Source organism: Ruegeria sp. CF3 (assembly GCF_056537365.1).
On record NZ_JBQFRK010000006.1, the window covers coordinates 1 to 26,489 of the forward strand.

23 protein-coding genes are annotated in these 26,489 nt (G+C 54.6%); 20 read left to right on the forward strand and 3 right to left on the reverse strand.

Annotation, left to right across the window (positions count from 1 at the left end):
- Positions 1 to 298 (forward strand): hypothetical protein (locus ACR0KC_RS17635; protein ID WP_480796368.1); only part of this gene is annotated, 298 nt, incomplete at its 5' end.
- Between the two features lie 195 nt (positions 299 to 493).
- Here the strand turns inward: ACR0KC_RS17635 and ACR0KC_RS17640 are convergent.
- On the reverse strand, positions 494 to 1,075 hold the full coding sequence (locus ACR0KC_RS17640; protein ID WP_170408611.1) for a TetR/AcrR family transcriptional regulator: 582 nt from the start codon (positions 1,073 to 1,075) through the stop codon (positions 494 to 496).
- Between the two features lie 124 nt (positions 1,076 to 1,199).
- Here ACR0KC_RS17640 and ACR0KC_RS17645 point away from each other — a divergent pair, with 124 nt between their 5' ends.
- Together ACR0KC_RS17645 and ACR0KC_RS17650 are read left to right on the forward strand one after the other, a co-directional pair.
- Positions 1,200 to 1,790, forward strand: coding sequence for a YceI family protein (locus tag ACR0KC_RS17645; protein WP_480707230.1), 591 nt, complete (start codon positions 1,200 to 1,202; stop codon positions 1,788 to 1,790).
- A gap of 65 nt (positions 1,791 to 1,855) precedes the next feature.
- A complete protein-coding gene (locus ACR0KC_RS17650; protein WP_480707232.1) occupies positions 1,856 to 2,395 on the forward strand; it encodes a luciferase domain-containing protein in 540 nt (179 codons plus the stop codon).
- Between the two features lie 491 nt (positions 2,396 to 2,886).
- On the opposite strand, the gene ACR0KC_RS17655 is transcribed toward ACR0KC_RS17650, so the two are convergent.
- Entirely contained in the window at positions 2,887 to 3,801 is a 915-nt protein-coding gene (locus ACR0KC_RS17655) for a LysR substrate-binding domain-containing protein (RefSeq protein WP_170733646.1), read from the reverse strand.
- A 181-nt stretch (positions 3,802 to 3,982) separates the two neighbouring features.
- On the opposite strand from ACR0KC_RS17655, the gene ugpB reads away from it, so the two are divergent.
- From ugpB to ACR0KC_RS17725, 14 genes are all read left to right on the forward strand, one after another.
- On the forward strand, positions 3,983 to 5,293 hold the full coding sequence (gene ugpB / locus ACR0KC_RS17660; protein WP_480707234.1) for a sn-glycerol-3-phosphate ABC transporter substrate-binding protein UgpB: 1,311 nt from the start codon (positions 3,983 to 3,985) through the stop codon (positions 5,291 to 5,293).
- A gap of 61 nt (positions 5,294 to 5,354) precedes the next feature.
- On the forward strand, positions 5,355 to 6,236 hold the full coding sequence (ugpA, locus tag ACR0KC_RS17665) for a sn-glycerol-3-phosphate ABC transporter permease UgpA (protein ID WP_155150415.1): 882 nt from the start codon (positions 5,355 to 5,357) through the stop codon (positions 6,234 to 6,236).
- A 20-nt stretch (positions 6,237 to 6,256) separates the two neighbouring features.
- Positions 6,257 to 7,093, forward strand: a complete 837-nt coding sequence (gene ugpE, locus ACR0KC_RS17670) for a sn-glycerol-3-phosphate ABC transporter permease UgpE (protein WP_170392936.1) — start codon at positions 6,257 to 6,259, stop codon at positions 7,091 to 7,093.
- A 3-nt stretch (positions 7,094 to 7,096) separates the two neighbouring features.
- Positions 7,097 to 8,152: a sn-glycerol-3-phosphate ABC transporter ATP-binding protein UgpC gene (ugpC, locus tag ACR0KC_RS17675; protein WP_170636329.1), complete on the forward strand. Its 1,056-nt coding sequence runs from the start codon at positions 7,097 to 7,099 to the stop codon at positions 8,150 to 8,152.
- On the forward strand, positions 8,152 to 9,099 hold the full coding sequence (locus ACR0KC_RS17680; protein WP_480772055.1) for a glycerophosphodiester phosphodiesterase family protein: 948 nt from the start codon (positions 8,152 to 8,154) through the stop codon (positions 9,097 to 9,099). The genes ugpC and ACR0KC_RS17680 overlap by 1 nt, the downstream gene beginning before the upstream one ends.
- Before the next feature lie 341 nt (positions 9,100 to 9,440).
- Positions 9,441 to 9,914, forward strand: coding sequence for a LysR substrate-binding domain-containing protein (locus ACR0KC_RS17685; RefSeq protein ID WP_480772056.1), 474 nt, complete (start codon positions 9,441 to 9,443; stop codon positions 9,912 to 9,914).
- A gap of 907 nt (positions 9,915 to 10,821) precedes the next feature.
- Entirely contained in the window at positions 10,822 to 11,406 is a 585-nt protein-coding gene (locus ACR0KC_RS17690; protein ID WP_170513598.1) for an ANTAR domain-containing protein, read from the forward strand.
- Positions 11,403 to 12,572 (forward strand): ABC transporter substrate-binding protein, encoded by a 1,170-nt coding sequence (locus ACR0KC_RS17695; RefSeq protein WP_170407176.1) that lies wholly within the window; start codon positions 11,403 to 11,405, stop codon positions 12,570 to 12,572. Before ACR0KC_RS17690 ends, ACR0KC_RS17695 begins: the two co-directional genes overlap by 4 nt.
- Before the next feature lie 271 nt (positions 12,573 to 12,843).
- Positions 12,844 to 14,208 carry a CmpA/NrtA family ABC transporter substrate-binding protein gene (locus ACR0KC_RS17700; RefSeq protein WP_170663071.1) on the forward strand — a complete coding sequence of 455 codons (1,365 nt, stop codon included), beginning with the start codon at positions 12,844 to 12,846 and terminating at the stop codon, positions 14,206 to 14,208.
- 73 nt (positions 14,209 to 14,281) lie between these two features.
- The gene (locus tag ACR0KC_RS17705) at positions 14,282 to 15,364 is read left to right on the forward strand and encodes an ABC transporter permease (RefSeq protein ID WP_480707245.1); all 1,083 of its coding nucleotides are present in this window, start codon (positions 14,282 to 14,284) and stop codon (positions 15,362 to 15,364) included.
- Between the two features lie 5 nt (positions 15,365 to 15,369).
- Positions 15,370 to 17,049: an ABC transporter ATP-binding protein gene (locus ACR0KC_RS17710; protein WP_480772057.1), complete on the forward strand. Its 1,680-nt coding sequence runs from the start codon at positions 15,370 to 15,372 to the stop codon at positions 17,047 to 17,049.
- A gap of 4 nt (positions 17,050 to 17,053) precedes the next feature.
- Complete coding sequence (gene nirB, locus ACR0KC_RS17715) at positions 17,054 to 19,489, forward strand: nitrite reductase large subunit NirB (protein ID WP_480707249.1); 2,436 nt, start codon at positions 17,054 to 17,056, stop codon at positions 19,487 to 19,489.
- Complete coding sequence (nirD, locus tag ACR0KC_RS17720) at positions 19,486 to 19,818, forward strand: nitrite reductase small subunit NirD (protein WP_480772058.1); 333 nt, start codon at positions 19,486 to 19,488, stop codon at positions 19,816 to 19,818. The genes nirB and nirD overlap by 4 nt, the downstream gene beginning before the upstream one ends.
- Positions 19,818 to 22,478 (forward strand): molybdopterin-dependent oxidoreductase, encoded by a 2,661-nt coding sequence (locus ACR0KC_RS17725; RefSeq protein WP_480772059.1) that lies wholly within the window; start codon positions 19,818 to 19,820, stop codon positions 22,476 to 22,478. The genes nirD and ACR0KC_RS17725 overlap by 1 nt, the downstream gene beginning before the upstream one ends.
- A 986-nt stretch (positions 22,479 to 23,464) precedes the next feature.
- Here the strand turns inward: ACR0KC_RS17725 and ACR0KC_RS17730 are convergent.
- Positions 23,465 to 24,211, reverse strand: a complete 747-nt coding sequence (locus ACR0KC_RS17730) for an IclR family transcriptional regulator (protein WP_480772060.1) — start codon at positions 24,209 to 24,211, stop codon at positions 23,465 to 23,467.
- 217 nt (positions 24,212 to 24,428) lie between these two features.
- Here ACR0KC_RS17730 and ACR0KC_RS17735 point away from each other — a divergent pair, with 217 nt between their 5' ends.
- The 3 genes from ACR0KC_RS17735 to ACR0KC_RS17745 all read left to right on the forward strand — a co-directional run bounded on the left by ACR0KC_RS17735 (position 24,429) and on the right by ACR0KC_RS17745 (position 26,468).
- Positions 24,429 to 25,265, forward strand: coding sequence for a cyclase family protein (locus ACR0KC_RS17735; RefSeq protein ID WP_480707254.1), 837 nt, complete (start codon positions 24,429 to 24,431; stop codon positions 25,263 to 25,265).
- 61 nt (positions 25,266 to 25,326) lie between these two features.
- Positions 25,327 to 25,671 carry a cupin domain-containing protein gene (locus ACR0KC_RS17740; protein ID WP_480707256.1) on the forward strand — a complete coding sequence of 115 codons (345 nt, stop codon included), beginning with the start codon at positions 25,327 to 25,329 and terminating at the stop codon, positions 25,669 to 25,671.
- A gap of 11 nt (positions 25,672 to 25,682) precedes the next feature.
- Positions 25,683 to 26,468, forward strand: coding sequence for an SDR family NAD(P)-dependent oxidoreductase (locus tag ACR0KC_RS17745; RefSeq protein WP_480707258.1), 786 nt, complete (start codon positions 25,683 to 25,685; stop codon positions 26,466 to 26,468).
- Positions 26,469 to 26,489: the final 21 nt, after the last annotated feature.

The following is a 26,489-nucleotide window of genomic DNA, read 5'->3' on the forward strand; positions in this document are numbered from 1 at the left end:
TCATGAGGCGCACTTCAGGCAGTTTCTGGCTGAATCACTCAAGGCATCACTTGAGGAAGGAACGGTTAAAATGCGTGGCGCTAGAAGAGTGACGGCTTTTTCTGAAGCACTAGCGCCAATTCATTCATTGATGGAGCCGAAGGACGTTGACGACCTGGCGAAGCGGTTATCCATGACGACGGGAATGGAACAACTTATCATTCTTGAAGACATTCTGCGTGTAGACGAAGCAACTGGTTACCGACTTCAGGAAGGGTTGGTCGACGCTCTTTTGGATCGGTACTTGCCAAAAAACTGAGGATGGCCGAATTACAGAAATGCGCAGAAAGCAGACTTTGCAAACCTCAACGAACGATCATAGCGAACGTTTGCCGAGACCTTTTGGAGCCGCAGTTATGAGGAACCGGCTGGACAGGCTATTGATCATAACTTGCTGTTTTGTCGAAATCTCGCGCCAGTTGAAGGTCGCTGTGATTGCAAAGTCAGGCGATGGTCACTGTCCTGAATTGGTTTTCGCGATACTGCAAAGCAGATCGACATGTTTGTCCAACCATTCTTCGTTCAGCGCCTCGTGACGAATGAGCTTGCGGAAATAAGGTGCAGCGACTGCCAGTTCTATGAATTGGTCAACCGGAACGTCGGCGGCGATCTCACCCCGATCTATTGCGGCTGAAAGCACGGCTTCAACACTTGCAAACCTGTCTTTCATGAATTCAGTGATCACCAAGCGCGCTTCTGCATCGGTGGACGCAGCAGCGACAACTTGAGGCGCAATTTGGCCCCATGGTGTGTCGTTCAAGGCTCCCATCAGTACTCCGAGTAACCAGCGCAGGTCAGATCGCAGCGGGCCATCTGTTTTGGGTGGTATGTTAGGCGGTGTTGCGATGCGCCTGAATGCTGCATCACGCAGACCGCGCGCATCTGGCCAGTGCCTGTAAAGTGTGCTGCGCGAAATGCCCGTTGCCTTTGAAACCGCGCCATGAGTTACGTGCAGCACGCCCTCATCCATCAGTATCCTTTGCGCCGCATCAAGTGCGGCCTGTCTTGTGGCGATCAGCCTGGGATCTTCTTTCAATCGCCCCTCCTATAGAACATTTTGTTGCGCTGTAGAACATTTTGCCCTAAAAGTATGGTCAGCCAATACCTAAATCGCAAAACTCAATTCCACAAACACGTCTTGTCAAAATGGGAGCGTATCAATGTTCAAAGTGGCAGCAACCCCGCTGGCGGTACTCTTATCGATGGGCGCGACAACCGCTTTGTCCGAGAGTGGCACCTACGAGCTGGATCCTGGACACAGCCAGGTATTGTTCAGCTACGACCACATCGGGTTCTCAGAAACATTTGGAATGTTCTCAGGTTTTAGCGGTGAGATAAAGTTCAACGAAGATGATCCGTCTGCATCATCTGTCACAGTGTCTATGCCTGTAAAATCTATGATCACGGGCTGGGATGCCCGTTTGCAACACTTCATGTCCGATGATTTTTTTGGCGCGACTGACGGTGACGTGGTCACATTCGCCTCAACCAGCATCGAAGTCACCGGGGACAATTCCGCGAATATTTCTGGCGACCTGACCATGAATGGCATCACCAAACCTGTTGTTATGGAAACAACGCTTAACAAGTCAGCGCCATACCCTTTTGGCGAAAAGGAGGGCAGACCGACCTTGGGGCTGGCAGCAACGGCGACTATCGTGCGGTCTGAATTCGGACTTGGGGCCTTTGCACCAGCCGTGAGCGACGAAATAGATCTCTTGATCAATATCGAGGCGTTAAAAGCTGAATGATGCGTGCAGGGGCACCGAAACCGCGCTGAGCACTCAATCTTTACTTTTGACGGGCTGACAACAAAATGAATGTGCACCTGAGAACATTGGCGGTTGCTATCACGGTAGTGGCATTGATGTGCTCGATGGCGTCCGCGCAAGAGCGCTCCTTGCCGGAGCGCACCTCGCACCGTCCTGAAACGACAAGCGGCATACCGCATACTCAGATTGGTGTCAAAATTGATGCCGAATTGGCCCAGCTATTGCTGGAGCGAGTTGCTCAATTCCCAGGGGTTACACTTGGCCCCACACGCATATCACTACCTGGCGCAATTGGTTTTCAGCTTGATCCCGACATGTTTTTGTCTCAACCGAGCTCTATCGTCGGTGGGTTTGAATTTGCGCATATGCATCCTGATGGCAGCTTGCACGCTTCGCTGCATCCGGCAATGGCGCGGCGGGCAATTGAGGCTGGCTGGGCCGTAGCTCACCCTTGGGCCAAGCAACGTCCTGGGTGGAGCGGCTTTGTCTTGATATATACACCGACCACACCAGAAGAGTTGGATGTCGTCATCGATCTGGTAGAAAGCTCGTACACCTTCATCACCGGCAACACCTTGGGCTAAGCTCGAATTGTGCGAAAGTGTGCGGGGACACCTGTTTCCTGTCAGAGAGCAGTTTCAGCCACCTTGTTTCTCATAGTCATTTTTTTATTAAATTGTCGCCGTGGCGAAGCGCTCGATACCTTCAAGCCATTCACACTAATGGAAGCTGCCGTCCGCTTGTTAGATTTTGCAAAGCTCAGAGTCGAAGTTCCGCTTCGGGCCGCCATCGGTCACAGATGAAGAGAGCAACGGGCTGACACTTTCAGAATGGATATTGCAAAGTGAACCTTTGTTAGTAACGCGAAACGCGCTAACTACTTCACCTCAATTCTAGGCTTCGCCAGCCAATTAGACATTTTGCTCGGCTGTGTGTTTCAACGCAAGTTTTGGAATGTCTGACGTCAGCGCCCATGGGACAGTTTAGGTCGATTTGATAAGAGAGGGTTTCTGGCTATGAAGAAAGAAAGTGTACGGCTTGTTGTCACCGAACATTAGCGTTTGCAGCCCTACAATCAGTGATGGTGTTTATCTACCTTGAACGGGGCTAGGCTCTCTCGGAACTGCTCGATGAACTCAAGCGTCACCAGTGACGGTTGTTTCAAAACCGGGCGAACAAGGGAAAGCGTATGTGACAAGAGCGGTTTGAAGGGTCGGTAGCTCAATCCGTCGTCTAAATACTGGACGGCGTCCAACTCGCTGACCACGGAAATCCCAACACCCTTCACAGCCAACTCACAAGCCGCCGTGAACTGTCTGACTTCGATGTGGGAATTCAGTTTGACGTTGGCATTTTGAAACGCTTTTGAGAGTTTTCCAAAAAAGTCGCTGTCGCGCCTTGTGTGAATAATCCTGGCATTCGCAATATCCGTAGGTGACACCTCGGAGAGTTCTTCCAATTCATGTCCGGTAGGAAACACGCAAACTGTACGGACATCGATGTCTCTGCTTTCGACGGCCGGATGCCCGTTAAAACTATCTGTGATTCCGAAATCATATTGCTCACCGATCATCCACTCGAGAATGCGTTCCGGTCTGTCTGGCTCGATCGTCATTGTTACACCTGGCCGATCTTCTAGAAACTTGGCGATGACGTTGGGAAGATGACTGGTGGCGAACCCAGGCAAACATGCGATGCGGATGTGTCCCGCTTTGCGTTGCGTTATGTCCTGACTGACATCCGAGATTTGCTTCATCAATTCCAGAACGCGCTCTACGCTGGGTTGCAGATATCGTATCTCCTGCGAGGGCACCAAGCGACCTTCGCGACGATCAAAAAGCTGAAAGCCAAGTGATTTTTCCAGATCAGAAAGCAGTCTGCTGACTGCAGGCTGACTTATCCCAAGATCCGTAGCTGCAGCAGTGACCGACCCATTGATGGAAACGGCCATGAGCGCTTCCAATTGCCGGATCCGCAAAGTCTGACTCATATTTTGAACCTGGTTCGTTGTTTCCCTGGTTGGTTTATAATGTAATGTTATGTTTTTCTCAAAAATTAAATGCTTGAATTATAAAATTGTAACGTTAACGTCGTGAAATCGTCATGTGTGCTGATTACGCGTTGCGGTCGGTATTCAACGAAGCATCAACCCCTGATGCATGGGAGGAATCATGAAAAAGAATTTTCTAGGCGCTCTCGCCTTAACAACTGCTCTGTCGCCGTTGGCGGCTATGGCGCAAACCGAAATTCAGTTCTGGCATGCCTTCACCGGTCGACTAGGCGATCTTGTGAAGGCTCAGGTTGAAGAGTTCAATGCCAGCCAAGATGAGTTCACTGTAGTAGAAAGCCATAAAGGCAACTATTCGGAAACCTTGAATGCGGGTATTGCTGCTTTCCGAGCAGGTGAACAACCACATATCCTGATGGTTTTCGAAGTAGGCACGGCAACGATGATGTCGGCCGAAGGGGCTATCAAACCAGTGTATGAAGTGATGGCTGAAAGCGGTGCATCATTCGATCCTGATGCCTACATTGGTGCCGTCAAAGGCTACTATACGACCACTGACGGGGACATGCTGTCGCTGCCCTTCAACTCGTCCACACCCGTTCTCTGGGTCAATCGCGATGCTATGGAAGCGGCGGGTGTTGACCCTGACACGGATTTGTCGACCTGGGAAAAGGTTGGTGACGTTCTTGACCAGCTTAAGGCTGGGGGTGAAGACTGTCCGCTGGTCACTGCTTGGCAAAGCTGGATCCACCTTGAGAACCTTTCGGCCTATCACGACGTCCCATTCGCATCGAAGGACAATGGATTTGCCGGTCTTGATACCGAGCTGATGTTGAACGGACCGACGCAGGTGGCACACCTGACCGCGATGGGTGACTGGGCCAAAGATGGTAAATTCATCTATACCGGCCGCAGAAACGAAGGTGGCGCGAACTTCCGGGCAGGTGAATGCGCACTATTCACCGAAAGTTCGGCAGGTTATGCCGGCATTAGCTCTGAGGCTGAGTTCGAATTCGACGTGCGCCCATTGCCCTATTGGGAGGCGGTCGTGAGCGAGCCGCAAAACACCATTATTGGTGGCGCTTCGCTTTGGGTGATGGAGGGTCACGATCCTGAAGAATACAAAGGTGTCGGTGAATTCCTGAGCTTCCTGTCATCTTCGGACGTTCAGGCGAACTGGCATCAGAACACAGGGTATCTTCCAATCACCGCCGAAGCTGGCGTCGCGACCCGAAATGCTGGTTTCTATGAAGAAAACCCAGGTACTGACATTGCTGTCATACAGATGACCGCCAAAGAGCCGACTGCGAATTCGAAGGGTCTGCGTCTGGGGTCGTTTGACCAGATTCGCGGCATCATCGACGAAGAGCTCGAGGCTGTCTGGTCCGGTGAAAAGACCGCTCAGGAAGCAATGGACAGTGCGAAAGAACGCGGCGATGCCCTGCTGCGCCGGTTCGAGTCTGCCAATCAATAAGTCCTAATTTGATGCGGGCCTGTTTCGGGCCCGCATCTTCTTTATTCGGTGGTTTATCGGGATGGAAAAACGCGTCACCTTTCGCGGCTGGCTTCTGCCATTGGCTCTGATCGCCCCTCAGGTCATTATCTCCGCCGTTTTCTTTTTCTATCCGGCCGGGCAGGCGGTGTGGCAGTCCCTGTTCATTCCTGACCCATTTGGGCTGTCGTCCCAATTTGTTGGATTGGGTAACTTCGAGTTTCTGCTGAGCGACAAGTTCTATCGCGCATCTTTCGTGACGACGGCGGTGTTTTCAACGCTCGTAACACTGTGTTCAATGATCCCGGCGTTGTTTCTGGCGGTCATAGCGGACCGCCTGATCAAAGGATCGGGTGTTTACCGGACGCTGCTGATCTGGCCCTATGCCGTTGCCCCCGCGGTTGCAGGCGTGCTGTGGCTGTTCATGTTCAACACACGTGTTGGTGTCGTGTCGTGGTACCTCGGCCAGCTTGGTTATGACTGGAACCACGTTCTGAACGGCACCGAGGCCATGGGCCTGGTGGTTGTAGCCTCAGCCTGGGGGCGTATCAGCTATAACTTCTTGTTCTTCTTTGCAGCGCTGCAGTCGGTCCCAAGATCGGTGATCGAGGCTGCGGCAATTGACGGCGCGCGCTTCTGGCGCCGGTTCTTCACAATCGTGCTGCCGCTTTTGTCACCAACCGCGTTCTTCCTGTTGGTGGTGAATGTTGTCTATGCATTCTTTGAGACCTTTGGCGTCATCCACACGATCACTGGCGGTGGCCCACAGCAGGCGACGACCATTCTAGTCTACAAAGTCTTCTCGGATGGGTTCGTTGGACAAGATCTCGGTTCGTCCTCCGCTCAGTCCGTCATCCTGCTTATTGTCGTTGGTCTGCTGACCGTCATCCAATTCAAATACGTGGAAAAAAGGGTGCACTACTGATGGCAGCCCAACAACACGGAATGGTCGAAAAACGTGGCATGGGGATCTGGTTGACCCATGCCATGATGATCCTTGGCGTCTTAATCATCTTTTTCCCGATCTGGCTGGCGTTCGTGGCATCGACTGTGACCCAGCCGGAAATCGTTTCGCCGCCCATGCCCATTCTTCCCGGCGATCAATTCTGGGAAAACTATAAGGCCGCTCTGTTCTCCGGCGTGAACGTTCCAGTCGCCACAATGTTGTTCAACAGTCTTGTGATGGCCATCGGAATCGCAGTGGGCAAGATCATAATTTCGCTGCTGTCAGCTTTTGCGATCGTCTATTTCCGTTTTCCCGGGCGAACGACATTCTTTTGGCTGATCTTCCTAACGCTGATGCTTCCGGTCGAGGTTCGTATTGTGCCGACGTTCGAAGTTGTCGCCGGGTTCGGCATGCTCAACAGCTACTATGGGCTGATCTTCCCCTTAATCGCCTCGGCCACGGCAACGTTCCTGTTCCGGCAGTTCTTTCTGACGATCCCGGATGAACTGGCCGAAGCTGCACGCGTCGATGGTGCCCGCCCGATGCGGTTCTTCATTGATATCGTGGTCCCCATGAGCCGAACGAATATCGCGGCGCTATTCGTGATCCTTTTTATCTACGGGTGGAATCAATATCTCTGGCCGCTGCTCATCACTACCGATCCTGAAATGAACACCATCGTGATGGGTATCAAACAGATGTTCCCATCCGGCGACGACGTAGCTGAATGGCCGGTCATCATGGCCACTTCGATTTTGGCAATGATCCCGCCGGTCATCGTAGTGGTGTCTATGCAAAAGCTCTTTGTCCGCGGCCTTGTCGATAGCGAGAAATAAGAAATGGCAACAGTAAACTTAGAGAATGTCAAAAAGAGCTTTGGCCCGACGGACGTTATCCATGGCATCGACATAGATATTGCGGACGGTGAATTCATTGTGATTGTTGGCCCTTCGGGCTGCGGAAAATCCACGCTTTTGCGAATGGTTGCGGGCCTTGAAACCGTAACGTCCGGTGAAATCCGGATTGGAGAAGAACGAGCCAACGACAAAGAGCCGATGGATCGCGATATCGCGATGGTGTTCCAGAATTATGCGCTCTACCCACATATGTCGGTGCGCCAGAACATGGGGTATGGGCTAAAAATCGCGGGGCTTCCAAAAAACCAGATTGACCAGAAGGTGACCGAGGCCGCCAAACTGTTGCAGCTGGAAGCTTTGTTGGACCGCAAACCCCGGCAGCTTTCAGGCGGTCAACGCCAAAGGGTGGCAATGGGGCGGGCAATTGTTCGCGAGCCGGCGGTTTTCCTGTTTGATGAACCACTCTCAAATCTTGATGCCAAGCTGCGTGTTCAGATGCGTTTAGAAATTCGCGAGCTTCAGGAAAAGCTTGGAATTACATCGCTTTACGTGACTCACGATCAGGTCGAAGCGATGACGATGGCAGACAGGATGATCGTGATGAACGGAGGCATCGCTGAGCAGATTGGGACGCCATTGGAGGTATATGAAACACCAGGAACCCTTTTCGCGGCTCAGTTTATTGGTAGCCCTGCAATGAATATCTTTAATGCTCAGCGTGAAAACGGAACGGTTAAGATAGGGGGCTTAGAGATTGGCCCATCCACGGGGCCTGATACCCCACTAAAGCTTGGAATCCGACCAGAGCATCTGTTTCTGGACGACAATGGTCCGTTGGAAGCCGCTATTCAGATGGCAGAACCGCTAGGCGCAAACACCTTATTGCATGGCCAGCTCACGGATGCAGGCGACGCGATTACGATAAGTCTTCCGGGTGTCCACCCAATCGAAGGCCGGCATCCAAGCATGCGGTTCTCAGTTGCCTCAGAGCACATGCATCTGTTTGACCATTCATCCGGCAAGAGGTTGGAAGGCTGATGGTCTTTCCACAGGTTGAAGCCTTTCGTGGTGGCAAAAACCTGATCCGGGTTGTGGGGCATCGAGGTGCGCGGGGTGTGCTGCCCGAAAACAGTATGATTGGCTTTGACTTTTTGCTCTCTATCGGCGTCCCGCTGCTTGAGTTTGATGTTGTCCTGACGGCCGATGACGTACCGGTCATAACCCACAACCATCGGCTGCACGCTCCTAGCTTTCGTGACGCAAATGGCCTGTTTCTGACCGGAGAAGAGCCGAAGGTCTCGTCATTGACGTTCGAGCAAATCCAGCAATTTGACATCGGGCGGTTGGATGGTCATTCGGCTTATGGCCAACGGTTTCCGGACCAGGCTCAACTGGATGGCATCCGTGTTCCAAAGTTGCAGGATTTGCTGGATTTGGTTGATGATCCAAAATACGGCGATGCCTATCTGATGCTCGAACTGAAGTCGGATCCGGATTTGGCTCACGATGCGCTTTATAGGAAGAAATTTGTCGGGCGGGTTCTTCAAGAAGTACGCGACAAAGGATTGTCTTCGCGCGCGGTGCTCCACAGTTTTGATTGGAACCTGTTGGAGGAGTGTCAGCGGCAGGCTCCTGACATGCCGTCTTCCTACCTGACGCAGCTTCCGGAAAACGCGGCGGATGTTGGTGAGGATTCCTCGAAAGCGGTTTGCCCTGACTTTCGTGGTCGTCGTGATGAAATTCCAAATTTGGTCAAGCAAGCTGGCGGTTCGCTTTGGTGCCCATACTACACGGATGTAACGGCTGAAAATGTGGCGCGCGCAAAAGAACTGGGCCTATGTGTTGCCGTTTGGACGGTCAATGAGCACGAAGAAATAGACAGGATGATCGACCTGCGCGTGGATGCAATTGTATCTGACTACCCCGGTCGGGTTCAAAGGCATTTATCGGATTTGTGTATGAGGTGGCGCGTCAGAAACCAGTGAGTTCTGAGTCGCAAGAGCCTGACGCTTTTTTGTTTCTTCCTGTCATAATCGAAAAGGATAAATCACATCACCGCTTTAATCTGGCCAGCTAGGCGAAAAGAATAGTGGTTCAGCGTACTAAATAAATGCAGCGTTGCCTCTGCAATTGTTCGGGGACCGCCTTAAGGTCCTTCTAATCACGTCGCGTGACACGGGACGTTGGATCCTGCCGAAAGGTTGTCCGATAGATGGCAAGAAAGACTGGATTCTTGCTGCGAACGTTCAAACGTCAAGGCACTAGTGTTCAATCAAGGTTGAATGTCCGTCGCGCGACTCGATGAAGCCGTCTTGGGGTTCATTCAATGCAAAAACCTCTTGTGGGGACGGACGATGTGGTCGGGCGAAAGTTGGTCCAGATGTCTCCAGCAGCCTATTGCACGCGAGACTACGCCAAACGGATCTGCGACAATGGCGGCGAGGGGTTGCATTTCATCGGTTGGCATGAGCCAGAAGAGGCCATTACGGCCAAATGGATCAAAGACAGTTACCATCCGAAAGCCCGGCTCAAGCATCGTGTTTCAGAACTTGTGCCTTTGATCACATTGGCGGCGTCCGGTCTTGGCATGGCCTATCTTGCGTGCAATCTTGGCGACCGCCATCCCGATCTGATCCGTGCGCCCTTCCAAAAGCCAATACCGTACCGAAACATTTGGCTATTGCTGCATCGTGATCTTAGAAACACCACGCGTGTCCGGCTCTTCGTCGATTTTATGTCCGAGCGGGTCAGGTCTAGGCGAAACGAGTTCTGGGTTTCGGGAACCTCAAAGCGGGAGTAGCGGTTATTCTATTCGGAAAGATGGACGGTAAACTGTGCTCTTTTGAGACACTAACAGCAGCGTCGTTGAATGGCGGTTACTCGTATTGGGTCAGAAATGCTTGACGTTTGGGTCAGAATTGAATGACGTGATCGACCGCTTTGTTGAGGTTTTGGTTGTCGATTGAGTCCACGATCAGTGAAGTTCCACATTTCCTTGTTGTAAGGCGACACATAGTTCTGCCAGCAGCGACAGAGCCTTGCCGTTTTCGCGTCCCTTCCTTCATCCAGAACCCGGACCGATTTAGTTGATCCTGACTTCCTTTCGAGAAAACCAGGGCTGATTTGCAGATCAGACGCTGGAGGCGCCTGTTCCTGCTGCTCTGCCATGTGGCGAACGCGCTTGGGGGCGACGCAATGTTATTCGACAATAGTGGTGCGGCCCGCAAGCGCAGCCGAAGACCCGGTTTTGTCTAATAGGGTTGCCCGAGGGGGAAGGCAGCGTCTTACCCCTGATCGCCAGAGGCGTTTGGCTTGTCCAAATCCTACTAGCCCAAAAACAAGTGCGGCTGAGTTGGCTGTGCCGTTACTTCTGCTCCAGAACACGTTGCTTTTCTAAAGAATCGGCGGAAAGCGGTCATTTGCTGCAGGCGCGGGAACACATTGTATTAGTTGTCAAAGCGGACCTTCGGTTTTGATCTGCAAATGGAAGTGGAATCTGGTGCCTCAAGCAAACTGGTAGCGCAACTGAAAAACCAAAAAATGATGCGATGTGCTATCACGGATTTCTTTGATGGCATGTAGAAAAACTGTGCAGGTATTCCGCTAAGTGTGAAATCAAGCTGAAAAATTGGGCGAACGGCAGCCTGATGAATCATTAAATGGCGCTGGAATTGCTACCAATGCGCCTTGGCCTCACTTGTGACCCTATGAACCAACATCTAACTGTCGTTGTAGTCGAGCAGAACCAAGAACGAGCCTTTGCGATTGTAGATGCTCTTAAAGAGGCCGGAGACGTAGACGTTTCTGTAATCGGCAATGTCTCCGGGCTGGCAAGGAAAATTGCTACTCATAGCCCAGATATTGTCCTGATTGATATCGACAACCCCTCTCGAGATATGTTGGAAGAACTTACCGTTGCTTCGGGCCCATTGGAACGACCCGTGGCTATGTTCGTCTCAGGCGCCGCAGGCGGATTGGCGAAAGCTGCTGTTGAAGCCGGTGTATCAGCCTATGTTGTTGATGGATTGCAAGCTGAGCGCATTAAACCTGTCATCGATACCGCCATCGCTCGGTTTCAAGTACTGCGCCAGATGCGGACTGAACTTGCAGAAACCCGCCGTGCGCTTGAAGAGCGTAAAGTGATCGACCGCGCAAAAGGTTTGCTGATGAAAGCCAAGGGCATTTCGGAAGACGAAGCCTATGCGCTACTCCGAAAAACCGCGATGAACCAAAACCGCCGCGTCGCCGAGGTGGCCGAAGCCTTGGTCACTGCTTCGGGGTTGTTGTCATGAGAACCGTAACACTGCCCGTCGCGTATATGCCGCTTGTCGACGCGGCCCCGTTGATCGTCGCGCGCGAGATGGGGTTTGACCATGCTGAAGGCATCTCGCTGGACCTGCGTCCGGCGCCATCGTGGTCCTCTTTGCGCGATATGCTGGCCTTTGGGCATGTGGACGCGGCGCATCTACTATCGCCTGTCCCCGTTGCGATGGCTTTGGGTCTTGGTGGAATCGCGACACCGCTATCTGCGGTATCTGTCCTGTCTTTGAACGGCAATGTTATAGGTGTTGGAACGCAATTGGCCGAGCGACTGATCGACCAGGGCTATGGTTTTGATTTCACCGATGCCGCTGCGGCTGGGGCTGCACTGGCAAAAGCTGCCGATGAAGTCTTGGTGTTTGGCGTGCCTTTCCCATTTTCAATGCATGTCGAGCTACTGCGCTATTGGATTGCGGGAACCAAACTGGCCTCAAAACAGGTCGAAATCCGCACCGTCCCGCCGCCACTCATGGCGCAGGCGCTTGCGGGAGGCGAGATCGATGCCTTTTGCGTGGGCGAGCCTTGGGGCTCCTTCGCAGTGGACGACAGTGTTGGCGCACTGCTGTTGCCCGGAAAGGCGATCTGGACTTGTGCTCCTGAAAAGGTGTTGGCAGTCAGAAACGACTGGGCCGAGACGGAACCGCATTTGCTGGGAAGTCTCATGCGGACCGTATGGCGTGCGGGACGCTGGCTGTCAAACACGGACAGCCGAACAACCGCGTCCGAGATGCTGTCACGCAAAACCTACCTCAATGTCTCACCCGAGCTGATCGACCGAGCGTTAATGGGTGAGTTCGCCATATCTGCACGCGGCGAGCAACGCAGTGTGGAAGGGTTTGTCGAGTTTTTTGACGGTGCTGCCACCTTCCCGTGGCGTAGTCAGGCAAAATGGGTCGCGCATCAATTGGCGCTAAGAAACGGGCTGGACGTCGGTACAGCGGAACGACAAGCAGCCAAGGTCTTTCGAAGTGATCTCTATCGTCGGGAGTTGCAAGGGCTTGGTGTGGAAACACCCGGCGCATCCGAGAAACTTGAAGGAGCTTTGTCTGAGTCGACGGCAGTTGCCTCAGCCAATGGCAGCTTGATTCTGTCTCGGAACGTCTTCTTCGACCGGCGCATTTTCGAGCCCGCAGGGTAAGATTGCACAATTTTTTTGCAGCGCAGCATCTCTTTTTGCTGCGCTGCAGAATTCTCGAAGTGAAGATGTCAAAAAATGATGACGTCGCACTGCGCGTCTGACTTAATCGGGACATCGGAAGGCAACGACGCCCACCGACGGAATTCGCCCACAATCCAGGGCACCTTAGAAGAGCAAAGCCGCTCGACCATCCGCCACCTCCTCCCGGCGGACTGTGTCGGCGGCTTTTTTTGTTTGCCCATGGGGTTGGGCTGAACCGAAAGGGATCGAGATGAAAAAGCTTCTTTTAGGCCTCGCCGCGACGACGGCGCTTGTGTCTCCAGCACTGGCCGAATTGGAACTGGAAAAAGACGAGCTGACCTTTGGCTTTATCAAACTGACCGACATGGCGCCGCTGGCTGTCGCCTATGAGAATGGGTACTTTCTGGACGAAGGCCTGTTCGTGACGCTGGAAGCACAAGCAAACTGGAAGGTGCTGTTGGATGGCGTGATTGACGGACAGCTTGACGGCGCACATATGCTGGCTGGACAACCATTGGCCGCAACCATCGGTTATGGGACCGAAGCCCATATCATCACGCCATTCTCAATGGACCTGAACGGCAACGGCATCACTGTCTCCAACGAGATTTGGGAAGAGATGAAGCCGAACATCCCGTTGATGGACGACGGCCGTCCCCAGCATCCGATCAGCGCCGAGGCTCTGGCCCCGGTCGTCGAGAAGTACAAATCAGAAGGCAAGCCATTTAACATGGGCATGGTCTTCCCGGTTTCGACCCATAACTACGAGCTGCGCTATTGGCTGGCCGCCGGTGGTCTGCATCCGGGTTACTACAGCCCTGAAAACGTGACCGGTCAGATTGGTGCGGATGTGTTCCTGTCGGTGACCCCTCCACCGCAGATGCCTGCCACGTTGGAGGCCGGCACGATCTATGGCTATTGCGTGGGCGAGCCGTGGAATCAGCAGGCTGTGTTCAAGGGTATCGGCGTACCGGTTATTACCGACTACGAGCTGTGGAAGAACAACCCCGAAAAGGTCTTTGGTCTCAATGCCGAGTTCGCAGAACAGTACCCCAACACCACTCTGGCAGTGACCAAGGCCCTGATACGCGCGGCGATGTGGCTGGACGAGAACGAAAATGCCAACCGCCCTGAAGCCGTCGAGATTCTGAGCCGGGCTGAATATGTGGGCGCGGATTATGAGGTTATCGCCAACTCGATGACCGGCACGTTTGAGTATGAGAAGGGCGACAAGCGTGAAGTCCCCGATTTCAACGTGTTTTTCCGCTACAACGCGACCTATCCGTTCTACTCGGACGCCGTTTGGTACCTGACGCAGATGCGCCGCTGGGGGCAGATTGCCGAGTCCAAGCCCGACAGCTGGTATGACGAGGTCGCCAAGTCCGTCTACAAACCCGAGATCTATTTGGAAGCCGCCCGCTTGCTGGTCGACGAAGGTCTGGCGAATGAAGCCGACTTCCCCTGGGACAGCGATGGTTACAAAGCGCCGACCCCGGCCGAGGATATCATTGACGGCATCGCTTACGACGGACGCACACCCAACGCCTATCTCGAAAGCCTGTCCATAGGCCTGAAGGGCGAGCAGAAGATCATCGGCTCGGACGTGCAAGGCTAATTCCCCTAATCCTGCGCCCGGCCCGCGCCGGGCGCAGCCCCCAAAGTGCCCCGCCATCGCAAGGACACATCAGATGACAACGGTCGATCCCGAATTCAACGCAGACGCTGCCCGAGAGGAACGTCGCGCCCGCCTTTTCACCCGCATCAATGCAGCCGACAAATGGTTCCAGGTTCTGGGTCTCAGCTGGGCGACCCCGGTCCTGAAAGCCGCCGCCGGGGACAATCCCCGCGCTCAGATGACCGAGATATGGCGGTTGCTGATCGTGCCTCTGTTGTCGATCTGCTCCTTCTTGTTGCTGTGGGGAACGCTGGCCCCCAAGGTGCAGACCTCTCTCGGCGCGGTTCCGGGGCCGGCGCAGGTTTGGGAAGAGATGGTCAGCCTGAACCAGGATGCCAAGGCCAAAGCGGCCAAACGCGCGAAGTTCGAGGCCATGGTCGAGAAGCGCAATCAGAAATTCATTGACGCTGGCCAGCCGGAGAAAGTGAAAGAGGTCGCCTTCACGGGTGCTCCGACCTATTACCAGCAAATCTGGACTTCGATCAAAACAGTGTTTTTTGGGTTTCTGATCGCCACCGTCATCGCGGTCCCACTTGGTATCGCGGCCGGCCTGTCTCCGACTGCAAATGCAGCCCTAAACCCGCTAATCCAGATCTTCAAACCGGTCTCGCCTCTGGCCTGGTTGCCGATCGTCACGATGATCGTCTCGGCCGTTTACGTCACCAATGACGGCTGGTTCGCGAAATCCTTCCTGATCTCGGCCATTACCGTGACCCTGTGTTCGCTATGGCCCACATTGATCAATACATCTTTGGGTGTAGCCTCCATCGATAAGGACCTGGTGAATGTCTCCAAAGTCCTGAAAATGAACACCTATACCAAGATCACCAAGCTGGTGCTGCCCTCTGCCCTGCCTCTGATCTTCACCGGCCTGCGCCTGTCACTGGGCGTCGGCTGGATGGTTCTGATTGCGGCGGAAATGCTAGCGCAGAACCCCGGTCTGGGCAAATTTGTCTGGGATGAGTTCCAGAACGGTTCCTCCAGTTCGCTCGCCAAGATCATGGTTGCGGTCTTCACCATCGGTATCATCGGCTTCCTGCTGGACCGGGTGATGTACGCGCTGCAATCCCTGTTTACCTTCACAAACAACCGGTGAGCGCGATGAGCATCCTAAGTTTCAAGAACGTCTCGAAATCCTTCGGTGAAGGCACCGCGCGCACGGATGTGTTGAAAGGCATCGATCTGAACGTGCAAGAGGGTGAGTTTCTGGTGATCCTCGGTTTTTCCGGCACCGGCAAAACCACCCTTATCAATCTAATGGCCGGGCTGGACACCCCAACCGGCGGAGAGGTCACCTTCAAAGGCACTCCGATCAAAGGGCCGGGCCCTGAGCGTGGCGTGATCTTCCAGAACTACTCGCTGATGCCCTGGCTGACGGTCAGTGGCAATGTGGGGTTGGCGGTGGATACGGTATTTCCGGGTCTCAGCAAGACCGAGAAGGCCGAAAAAGTCGCGCATTACGTCAAGATGGTCGGCCTCAGTCACGCCGCGACCCGCCGCCCGGCAGAGCTGTCGGGTGGGATGCGCCAGCGGGTCAATGTGGCGCGTGCGTTGTCGATGAACCCCGAAGTTTTGTTGCTGGATGAGCCTCTGTCGGCGCTCGACGCGCTGACCCGCGCCAATCTGGCCGATGAGATCGAACATATTTGGGAAGCTGACAAGAAAACTTGTGTCCTCATCACCAATGACGTTGATGAGGCGATCATTCTGGCCGACCGTATCATTGCCCTGAACCCGGATGGCACGCTGGGGCAGGAATTCCCTGTCTCAATCCTGCGCCCTCGGGACCGTGGAGCCATGAACAATGACGAGACTTTCAAACGCCTGCGCGCGGACGTCACCAAATACCTGATGGATGTGGGGATCGAGGCCAAGGTCGAAGGCTCGCGTATCCTCCCGGATGTCACCCCAATCCACGGTGTTCCAACGGCGGTGGCCGAGGCGCAAAAGGGGCTGATCGAGAACCGCTTCCTCGACTTCTCGCAGCTTCACAAGGTGTATCCGACGCCCAAAGGCCCTCTGACCGTGGTCGAGGATTTCGAACTGAAGATCGACAAGGGCGAGTTCATCTCGCTGATCGGCCATTCGGGTTGTGGCAAGTCCACGGTTTTGACCATGGCGGCGGGGCTGAACGACATCTCGAAGGGTGCGATCAAGCTGGATGGCCGTCACGTCGAAGGGGCCGATCCCGAACGCGCGGTGGTGTTCCAATCCCCCAACCTGTTCCCATGGTTAACCGCCAAGGAGAACGTCGCGATTGGGGTGGACAAGGTCTATCCAAAGGCCAGCATTGCCGAGCGGCAAGATGTTGTTGAATACTATCTGGAACGCGTCGGTTTGGCTGACGCGATGGACAAATCCGCCTCCGACTTGTCGAACGGCATGAAGCAACGCGTCGGTATCGCCCGCGCCTTTGCCCTGTCCCCCAAGCTGCTGTTGCTGGACGAGCCCTTTGGGATGCTCGACAGCCTGACCCGATGGGAATTACAGGAAGTCCTGATGGAGGTCTGGTCCCGCACCAAGGTCACTGCGATCTGCGTTACCCACGACGTGGATGAGGCGATCTTACTGGCCGATCGCGTGGTGATGATGACCAACGGTCCGCAGGCAACGATCGGCAAGATCACCAAGGTTGAGCTGCCGCGTCCGCGCACGCGCAAAGCGCTGCTGGAGCACCCGGATTACTATGCTTACCGGCAGGAAGTCCTCGATTTCCTCGAAGAATATGAACATGGCGCCAAGCCAAAAACACCCGCCCCCAAGGCGATTGCAGCGGAGTGAAATCATGAAGCAAAGACTTGTTGTCATAGGCGCGGGTATGGCCTCAGGCCGGGTGTTGGAACACCTGACCGAAGCCGCGCCGGATACGTTCGAAATCACCCTGTTCAATGCCGAGCCGCGCGGGAACTACAACCGCATCATGCTCAGCCCAGTGCTGTCGGGCGAGAAAACCTATGACGAGATCGTCACCCATGACGACGCGTGGTATGCCGCGCGGGGCATTGCCTGCCGCTTTGGTGAAAAGGTCGCGAAGATCGACCGCGAGATGAAGGTGGTCGAAGGTCAGAACGGCCACGTTCCCTATGACAAGCTGGTGATTGCGACCGGATCTAACCCGTTCATGATCCCTCTGCCAGGGCATGATCTGGAGGGCGTGATTGCCTACCGCGATCTGGAAGACACCATGCAGATGATGGGCATGGGCCCTGACAACAAGGTGGTCGTGATTGGCGGCGGCTTGCTGGGGCTCGAGGCCGCCGCGGGTATGGCTGCCCATGGCGTTGACGTGACGGTGGTGCATATCATGGGTCACCTGATGGAGCGACAGCTGGACGAGGCCGCAGGCTACCTGCTGAAGAAATCGCTGGAAGACAAAGGCATCAGGATTTGCCTGCAGGCGAACTCTAAAGAAATCCTCGGACAGGACGGAAAGGTCCGCGCGCTGCTTCTGGACGACGGGACCGAATTGCCCTGTGATCTGCTTGTCATGGCCGTGGGTATCCGCCCCAACACAGCTCTGGCGCAAGAGGCTGGGCTGGCCACCGGGCGCGGTATCCATGTGGATGACCAGATGCTGACTTCGGATTCGGATGTCTTTGCGGTAGGTGAATGCGTCGAACATGACGGGGCGGTCTTCGGTCTTGTCGCGCCGCTTTACGATCAGGCGAAAGTGGCTGCGCAGGCTTTGTTGGGTGAAGAGGCTGCGTTTGCTCAGAAAACCCTATCGACCAAGTTGAAGGTCACCGGCTGCGATCTGTTCAGTGCGGGGGATTTTGCGGATGGGCCGGGGCGCGAGGATATCGTGTTCCGCGACCCCTCGCGCGGGGTCTACAAACGGCTTGTGATTGAAGAGGATCGGCTGGTCGGCGCGGTCATGTATGGTGACACCACTGATGGCAGCTGGTTCTTTGGCCTCATCAAAGACGGCGCCAGCGTAGAAGAAATGCGCGAGACGCTGATCTTTGGACCCGCATATCAGGGGGGCGACACTGCGGACCCTCTCTCAGCCGTTGCAGCATTGCCGCATGAGGCGGAGATTTGCGGCTGCAACGGCGTATGCAAAGGTGACATCGTCGAGGCGATCAATGCGGGGGCGGGTGATCTGGGCGCGGTGCGCACGACCACAAAGGCTAGCGCATCCTGCGGAACTTGCACAGGATTGGTTGAGCAATTGTTGCAGGTCACTCTGGGCGACGCGTTCCAGATGCCTGCCGCGCAGCCGGTCTGCGGATGCACCGACCTGACTCATGAGGATGTGCGACGCCTGATCAAAGGGCAGGAGTTAAAAAGTCAGGCTGCCGTTTGGCAGGAACTGGGTTGGACGACGCCCAATGGCTGCCATGTCTGTAGGCCCGCGATCAACTACTACCTGCTGGCCGACTGGCCGTTGGAATACCAAGACGACCCACAAAGCCGTTTCGTCAATGAACGCAAACACGCCAACATCCAGAAGGATGGCACGTTCAGCGTTGTACCGCGTATGTGGGGTGGGATCACCACGCCCGACGAACTGCGCGCCATTGCAGATGCGGCGGATAAATACGATGTTCCCACCGTCAAGGTCACGGGCGGTCAGCGGATCGATCTACTGGGCGTCAAAGGCGAAGATCTGCCCGCCATGTGGTCAGACCTGAACAAAGCCGGGCTGGTCTCTGGCCACGCCTATTCCAAAGGTCTGCGCACGGTCAAAACCTGCGTCGGCACCGATCATTGCCGGTTTGGTACTCAGGACAGCACCGGGCTTGGCATAAAGCTTGAAAGAATCCTGTGGGGGTCGTGGACGCCGCACAAGCTGAAGCTGGCCGTATCTGGCTGCCCTCGAAACTGTGCCGAGGCGACCTGCAAGGACATCGGCGTAGTCTGCGTCGAATCTGGCTATCAGATCAGCATCGGTGGGGCCGCAGGGATGGATGTCAAAGAGACCGAGCTACTCTGTCAGATTCCCACCGAAGAAGAAGCGATCGAGATCGTGATGGCCGTCACGCAGGCCTATCGAGAAGGCGGCAAGTATCTGGACCGTTTATATAAATGGCTGGGTAAGGTGGGCATGGACTGGGTCAAGGTGCAGGTCGTGGACGACCATGAAAATCGCGCGGCCCTCGTCGCGCGGTTCGAACTGTCGCAAAACATCTACCGCAAAGACCCCTGGGCCGAACACGTCAAAGAAAAAGCGCAAACTTACGCGCCAATTGCAGATTTCACACTGGAGGCCGCAGAATGAGCTGGATCGACATCGGACATATCGACGAGGTTCCCTTGCGTGGGGCGCGTCTGGTCAAGACGCATATCGGCTGCATCGCTGTCTTCCGTACTGCCGAGGTGGAGGTCTATGCCGCGACCAACAGCTGTCCGCACCAGGGCGGTCCTTTGTCTGAGGGTATCGTGCACGGGCAGTCGGTGACCTGTCCTTTGCACAATTGGGTATTTGACCTGAATACGGGTGAGGCGCAAGGCGCGGATGATGGCCGCATCACCATCTATCCCGTGCGCATTGAAGACGACCGTATCCTGTTAGACGACAGCGCAGTTACCCGGCGGAGCGCCGCCTGATGGACGGAAGTGGTCTGCCTGAAGTTCGCTCGACTTGCGCCTATTGCGGGGTCGGCTGCGGTGTGCTTCTGCGGCCCGATGGGGCCGGAGGCTTGACCGTTCGCGGCGATCCGGATCATCCAGCGAATTTTGGGCGTTTGTGCTCGAAAGGATTGGCTTTGGGCGAAACAGTTGGGCTGGAACATCGGTTGCTGGCTCCTCGCGCCTTCGGCCGAGACACAAGCTGGGACAACGCGCTGCAACTGGTCGCAGATCGGTTTTCTGCCGCAATCAAGAACCATGGACCGGACAGCGTGGCATTTTACGTCTCGGGGCAGTTGCTGACAGAGGATTATTACGTCGCCAACAAGCTGATGAAGGGTTTTATGGGGTCGGCCAACATCGACACCAATTCTCGACTGTGTATGGCGTCAACTGTGGCCGGACACAAACGCGCCTTTGGCACAGATACCGTGCCCGGGACTTATGAGGATCTGGATGAGGCTGATTTGGTTGTCTTGGTTGGCTCAAACCTCGCATGGTGCCATCCCGTTCTCTATCAACGCGTCATAGCTGCGCGTCAGGCGCGCGGTACGAAGATTGTGGTTGTCGATCCACGTCGAACTGCAAGCTGCGATCAGGCCGATCTCCATCTGGCGTTGCAACCCGGCAGTGACGTGGCATTGTTCAACCGCTTGCTGAGCAGAATTCACCAATCGGGGCATGTGGCACCGGATTTTCTGGATCGCAGCGTAGGGTACACTGAAGCCCTCGAACTCGCACAGCTTGATGATCCGGATGAGACCGGACTTACCCCAGGTGAAATCGAAGCGTTTTGCGATCTGTGGATTGGAACCGAGCGGGTTGTTACGATTTTCAGTCAAGGCGTAAACCAATCCTCCAGCGGAACAGACAAAGTCAACTCGATCCTGAACTGCCATCTGGCTACGGGACGCATCGGACGCACAGGGATGGGCCCGTTCTCGGTTACCGGTCAACCAAACGCCATGGGTGGTCGAGAGGTCGGCGGTCTGGCCAACATGCTTGCGTGTCACCTGGATATCGAAAACGAGGCCCACAGAGCAGCCGTCCGGGACTTTTGGAAAGCGCCCATCCTGCCAGAAAAGCAGGGGCTCAAAGCTGTCGACATGTTTCGCGCCGTTAAAGATGGACAGATCAAAGCACTTTGGATCATCCACACCAATCCAGCGGCCACGATGCCGGACGCCGATCGAGTCAAGACGGCGATCAAAAACTGCCCATTCACCGTTGTAAGCGACCTGACTGCCCAAACAGACACCGCGCGTCTCGCAGACGTATTGCTTCCAGCAGCAGGATGGGGCGAAAAAAGCGGCACAATAACCAATTCCGACCGCATGATCAGCAGGCAACGAGCCGTTCTGACCCCTCCGGGACAGGCACGTGCGGATTGGGATATCTTGGCCGAGGTTGGCCGCCGCATGGGTTGGGCCGAGGCCTTCAGCTATGAGTCTGCAGCGCAGATTTTTAGGGAATATGCGAACATGTCCTCGCTTGCCGTCTCATTTGGCAAAGACTTTGAGATTGCTGGCTTTTCGGACATCAACGACGAAGATTATGATGCGATGTGCCCGACACGATGGCCCACGGCATCGCGGAAAACTGACGGTCGTTTCTTCGGGGACGGGCAGTTTTTTCATCCTGATGGCAAGGCGCGGTTTGTGCCGGTCACCCATCGAACGCCCAAGGCAGAGCCATCAAAACGCTACCCTTTCATGTTGAACACAGGGAGAAATCGGGATCAGTGGCACACCATGACCCGATCCGGATTATCGCCTCGCTTATCGGCCCACCTTGCCGAGCCCTATTTGGAAATGAACCCAAAGGACGTTGATCAAATGGGGCTTGGTCCTGTCGATTTGGTCGAAGTTAGTAGTTCAGTCGGCAGCGGCATATTTCGGCTTCGCATTACGGAATCTATTGCGCGTGGCAATGTGTTTGCGCCCATTCATTGGACCGGAGAAACGGCACCGTCGGCCCGTGTAAACGAGATAATTCCCAGTGTAACTGACCCGATTTCTGGTCAGCCGGAAAGCAAATCAACAGCGGTATCTGTTCGACGTATGAGAGCAGCATGGTACGGTTTCGCCGTTTCAGCCGATGCAGCGTTCCCTGAAGCAGAGTATTCGGCGACAGCCAGAACAACCAACGGCTACAGGATGGAGTTGGCAGGGAACCAGATTATTGAAGACTGGGAAAAGACCGCTCGCGTTTGGTTTAGTTTACCGGATGCAACGGCTACTTCAGTAGAAGATCCCAAACGCGGCTCTTATAGAATTGCGCTGTCAGACGGTCAGCGCATTCTGGCAGTGCTCTTCGTCTCGCGCCGACCTATCACCCTGATGCGAGACTATTTGGCAACTTTGCCTGAGGTAACGCCTCAGCAGATTCTGTCTGGCCATTCATCTGTTGATTCTGAGGACTGCGGCCCAATCGTCTGTTCGTGTTTCGAAGTCGGGCTAAAAACCCTTATCCGCGCCATTCACGACAAGCGTTTGATCAATGTCGACGATATCGGAGACGCCCTTAGTGCGGGAACGAACTGCGGTTCATGCCGGCCAGAGTTGGCTGATTTAATCGCCGAGCATTCGAAATTGAGTCACGACAAAACGAAGAATTCCCTGCAAGAACTACTGGGATAGAATCGCGGTTCTCGAGTATTACAGCGGTGTGCTTAGGTTGGCTTTTAAAGAACACGCGGGATCCCTTCGCTCGACACCACCTATCTGGTTAAGCTTGGTTGACGGTTCTGGCGGTTCAGTCCGAGGATGGCGTCGCTCTACGCTCAAGACCTCCCCGGTGTTCGAATTTCGCGTTGACCGCGAATGTCTTCTTTGGCGCGCCGCTGCGCAGCATCGAAGACTGTTTTCAGATGACTGCTTAGGGCCGATCCAAGAGTTTTCTAGGTCTGCTAGAATGCCCCTGAGACGCATACGAAAACCTAAGGTGGCCGTAATGGAATTGTCCGGCATCGGCACGACCGGGAGGCGTATCGCTACCGAAGTCGGGTCATAGATCACCTGTTTGAAAAATGGTCTTCTCGGAGGTGACGCGCAAATCGGTGCGATGATCGCTTAAGGCGCCTTGATGCGCTGCTCTTTTTCATCGACCCGCTTTCTGCACTGCCTCATGATGTGGATGAGAAGTCGCTGCTACGACCGGCCACGCTGTATAACACTGCGCTGGCCATCAACGCGGCAAGCGCGACGCTAATGGTGTGCGCGGCTAACGTTTAAACCGTCGAAGCGGACGGAGCATTCATATTCGCACAATCTACCGAAATTTGAATGTCCGCGGCGGGGATTTAAGGCGTCATTCAGCCAGATAAAGCAAATGTCGGTTTTGTCCGCCGAGGCAGCCTTTCGCACTTGTTCCACATAACGGCCATAACCCAACCAAAGATCGTTTCTCATAAAACCGCTTCAATGACGATCGTGGTTGGGTATGACGCCAGCAAACACCCAATGGTTGTGAAAATCGCAATTCGAGGCGGATATCAATCTTGGCGGCCATGTTGAACTAACAGCCATCCGGTAGGCGGAATGTTTGGACTTTCCCCGACAGAAGTGCGGACTGTTAGAAAAGGTAGTTCATCGACTTCAACCTGTCCCAAATCAGCTTATTTTGCTCACTGGAAAGTTTGTTGAATGTTTGTGGACGTCTCAATTAGCGCTTGTTCGATGGTTGCTCTTTGCCGTGCAAATCGCGTCGTTGGTACTGGAATTGAGATCGCGTGCAGGTCTCCCACCCAGTCGACAAAAGAAAACCCGATAGCCGATACACCAGCAGAATGTTCGTCCAAATCATAGGCAAGGCCCTGTTCGCGGACTGTATTTAATTCGGAAAGGAACTCATCCAAATTCCTTTGGATACCGTTCCGTTCCCATTCGTTCTGAATAAGCTTTGTCGCATCTCCTTCATCGAGTTGAGCGAGACAAGCTTTCCCATTTGCAGTGGTGGTCAGCGGAAAAACCTCGCCTACTTGCGAAACGGTCGTCAATCGATAGACGCCTGGGACCTGATCTAAGAAAACCATGCCGATACCGCGCATGACGGCTAGGTCTGTGGTTTCCCCGGTCTTTTGGGTCAGTTCCGTCAAAAGCAGACGGCAGTGTTCGACGATGCTGTACTGCGCCGCGCCCGCGAGAGCGCTTAGTTCGGGACCGAGCCTCAAACCACCCCCATTAGCCTCCGCTATGACAAGGTTTTCTTCGGCAAGAGCGCTTGTGATTCTCTGTACCGTAGAGCGGGGCAGGTCAACACGCTCGGCGATTTTCCCCAAGCTCATTCCGGATTGGTTTTCTTTCAGAACACGCAAAATCGAGGCCGCTCTGGAAATAACCTGAATGCCACCTTTATCCGCTTTTTCAGACATTTAACCTACCTCATCCTGTCTTGGTATCGTAGTTTTGGATACCTAGCGATTTTTTAGTGTTGTATCACAATGCGGTGCAAGTCAACCGTATAGTGAGTTTTTTGGTTGACCATAATGCGGTGCGTATGCATCATCATACGGGACAGGTGGGGAGGCCACCCAGACAATTGAAAAGCGAACACCGCCGCGTTGTCGGCGAACAAAGGAGATGTGCCCAATGGTCGAAATCCGTGGCATTGAGTTTCAGGCAAACACCGACAACGACATGGGGCTTGAGTTTTATAACCTGAGCCACAGATACGGGTTTCAGTGCCCCAACTGGCCGTATTTCAAGGACGTCCAGATCGACCGAAAGCACTACATGGCCAAGTCAGGCGTGTTGTCTCAGACGATTACGACGACGATGCACGTTACCACTCATATTGATGCACCGGCCCATGTTGTTCAGGGAACGCCGTTCATCGACGAGGTGCCGCTGCCGCATTTCTTCGGTTCGGGATTGGTAGTCTCGGTTCCCAAGAAGAAGTGGGAGCAAATCACGGGAGATGATCTGGAGAAGGCTTGCGGGCACTCAATCCGTAAGGGCGACGTTCTGATCATCAACACCGGTTGGCATAAGCAGTACGAAGACGGTGACTATTTTGCTTATTGCCCGGGTCTCGTTCCTTCTGCTGCCGAGTGGATGATCGAGAAAGGTGTGAAAGTCGTTGGCCACGATACCCAAGCGAACGATCACCCGCTGGCAACTGCCATCGGTCCGCAGCGAAACGGTCCGATCATGCCACACCTCGAAAAAGAGTATCTTGAGTGGTCAGGCGGCACGCCATGGGAGGTTGATTTCCCTGAGTGGGAACCGGTTCACAATATGCTGTTTTCCAAAGGCATTCTCGGCATCGAAAATGTTGGTGGGGATCTGGATGCGGTGACCGGCAAGCGGTGTACCTTCGCGTTCTTTCCGTGGAATTGGGACCGTGGCGACGGCTGCATCATCCGACTGGTTGCGATGATCGACAAGAACCAATCCTACCGCATCGAGGCTGGTGAAGATTTCTGAACACTCACGGACCGGTCGCCGGTTCACCGGCGGCCGCCATTAAACCTGAGCGGAGATGGACATGCATCTGAAGCGGTTTATAGACGCCCAGCCCTACGAAGCACCGAACCATTTTGGATGTCATGGGTTGCGCTTACAAGGGTTTGAGGAAGGCGGGCCGACAAATCAGTGGATTGGCTTCAGCCAGTTCCTGCCGGGCGGTGGTGCCGGGCCGGATTCCACTCCGTTCGAGAAAGTCTACGTCGTTCTGGAGGGCGAAATGACCGTCATCGTTGACGGCACAGAAACCACCCTTAGACCCATGGACAGCTGCACGATCGCACCGGGCGAAGCGCGCGAAATTGAAAATCGCGCGAACCAGACCTGCAAAATGCTGGTTATCATTCCGTATCCGCCAGAAAACTAAGGACGAAAAGAATGTCTGATCCACTCAAGATGTTTGACGTAAAAGATAACGTCGCACTGATCACCGGAGCTTCGGGCGCATTTGGAATGGTTGCGGCACGCGTCTTGGCCGGGGCTGGTTGCAACCTTGTTCTGGCGGCGGGAAACCAAGAAGCGCTCAATGACATTGCCAAAGAGTGCGAGGCACTTGGTGCAACGGTAGTGACCATCAATACCCGACCGACCGATGAAGCATCGTGTGACGCATTGGTTGATGAGGCCGTCAACACCTTTGGCAAGCTCGACATTCTCGTTGTCGCGTCCGGTATGAACAAAGTTGCTCTGATCAACGACATGGCGCCGGAAACCTTTGGTGCAGTGATGGACGCCAACGTGAACCAAAGCTGGCTGTTGGCGCGCGCAGCGGCAGCGCACATGAAGCAAAGCGAATATGGCAAGATCATATTCGTCAGTTCCGCGCGCAGCATCCTTGGGCACCCTGCCGGATACACGGCGTATTGCGCGTCAAAGGCCGCCGTGAACGGGATAACCAAAGCCTTGGGATGTGAGCTGGGTCCGACAGGGATCACCGTCAACGCGATCGCACCGACAGTGTTCCGTTCGCCTTTGACGGCTTGGATGTTTGAAGACACCGACGAAGCGAAGGCAGTGCGCGATGGTTTCCTGACCCGTGTTCCTAAGGGGCGGCTGGGTGAGCCAGAAGATCTTGCGGGTCCGCTCCTGTTTCTCGCGTCGCGCGCATCTGATTTTTACACCGGGCATATCCTGCATGCCGATGGCGGATATACGGCGGGCTAAGGGATGGTGCGTAAGAAACAG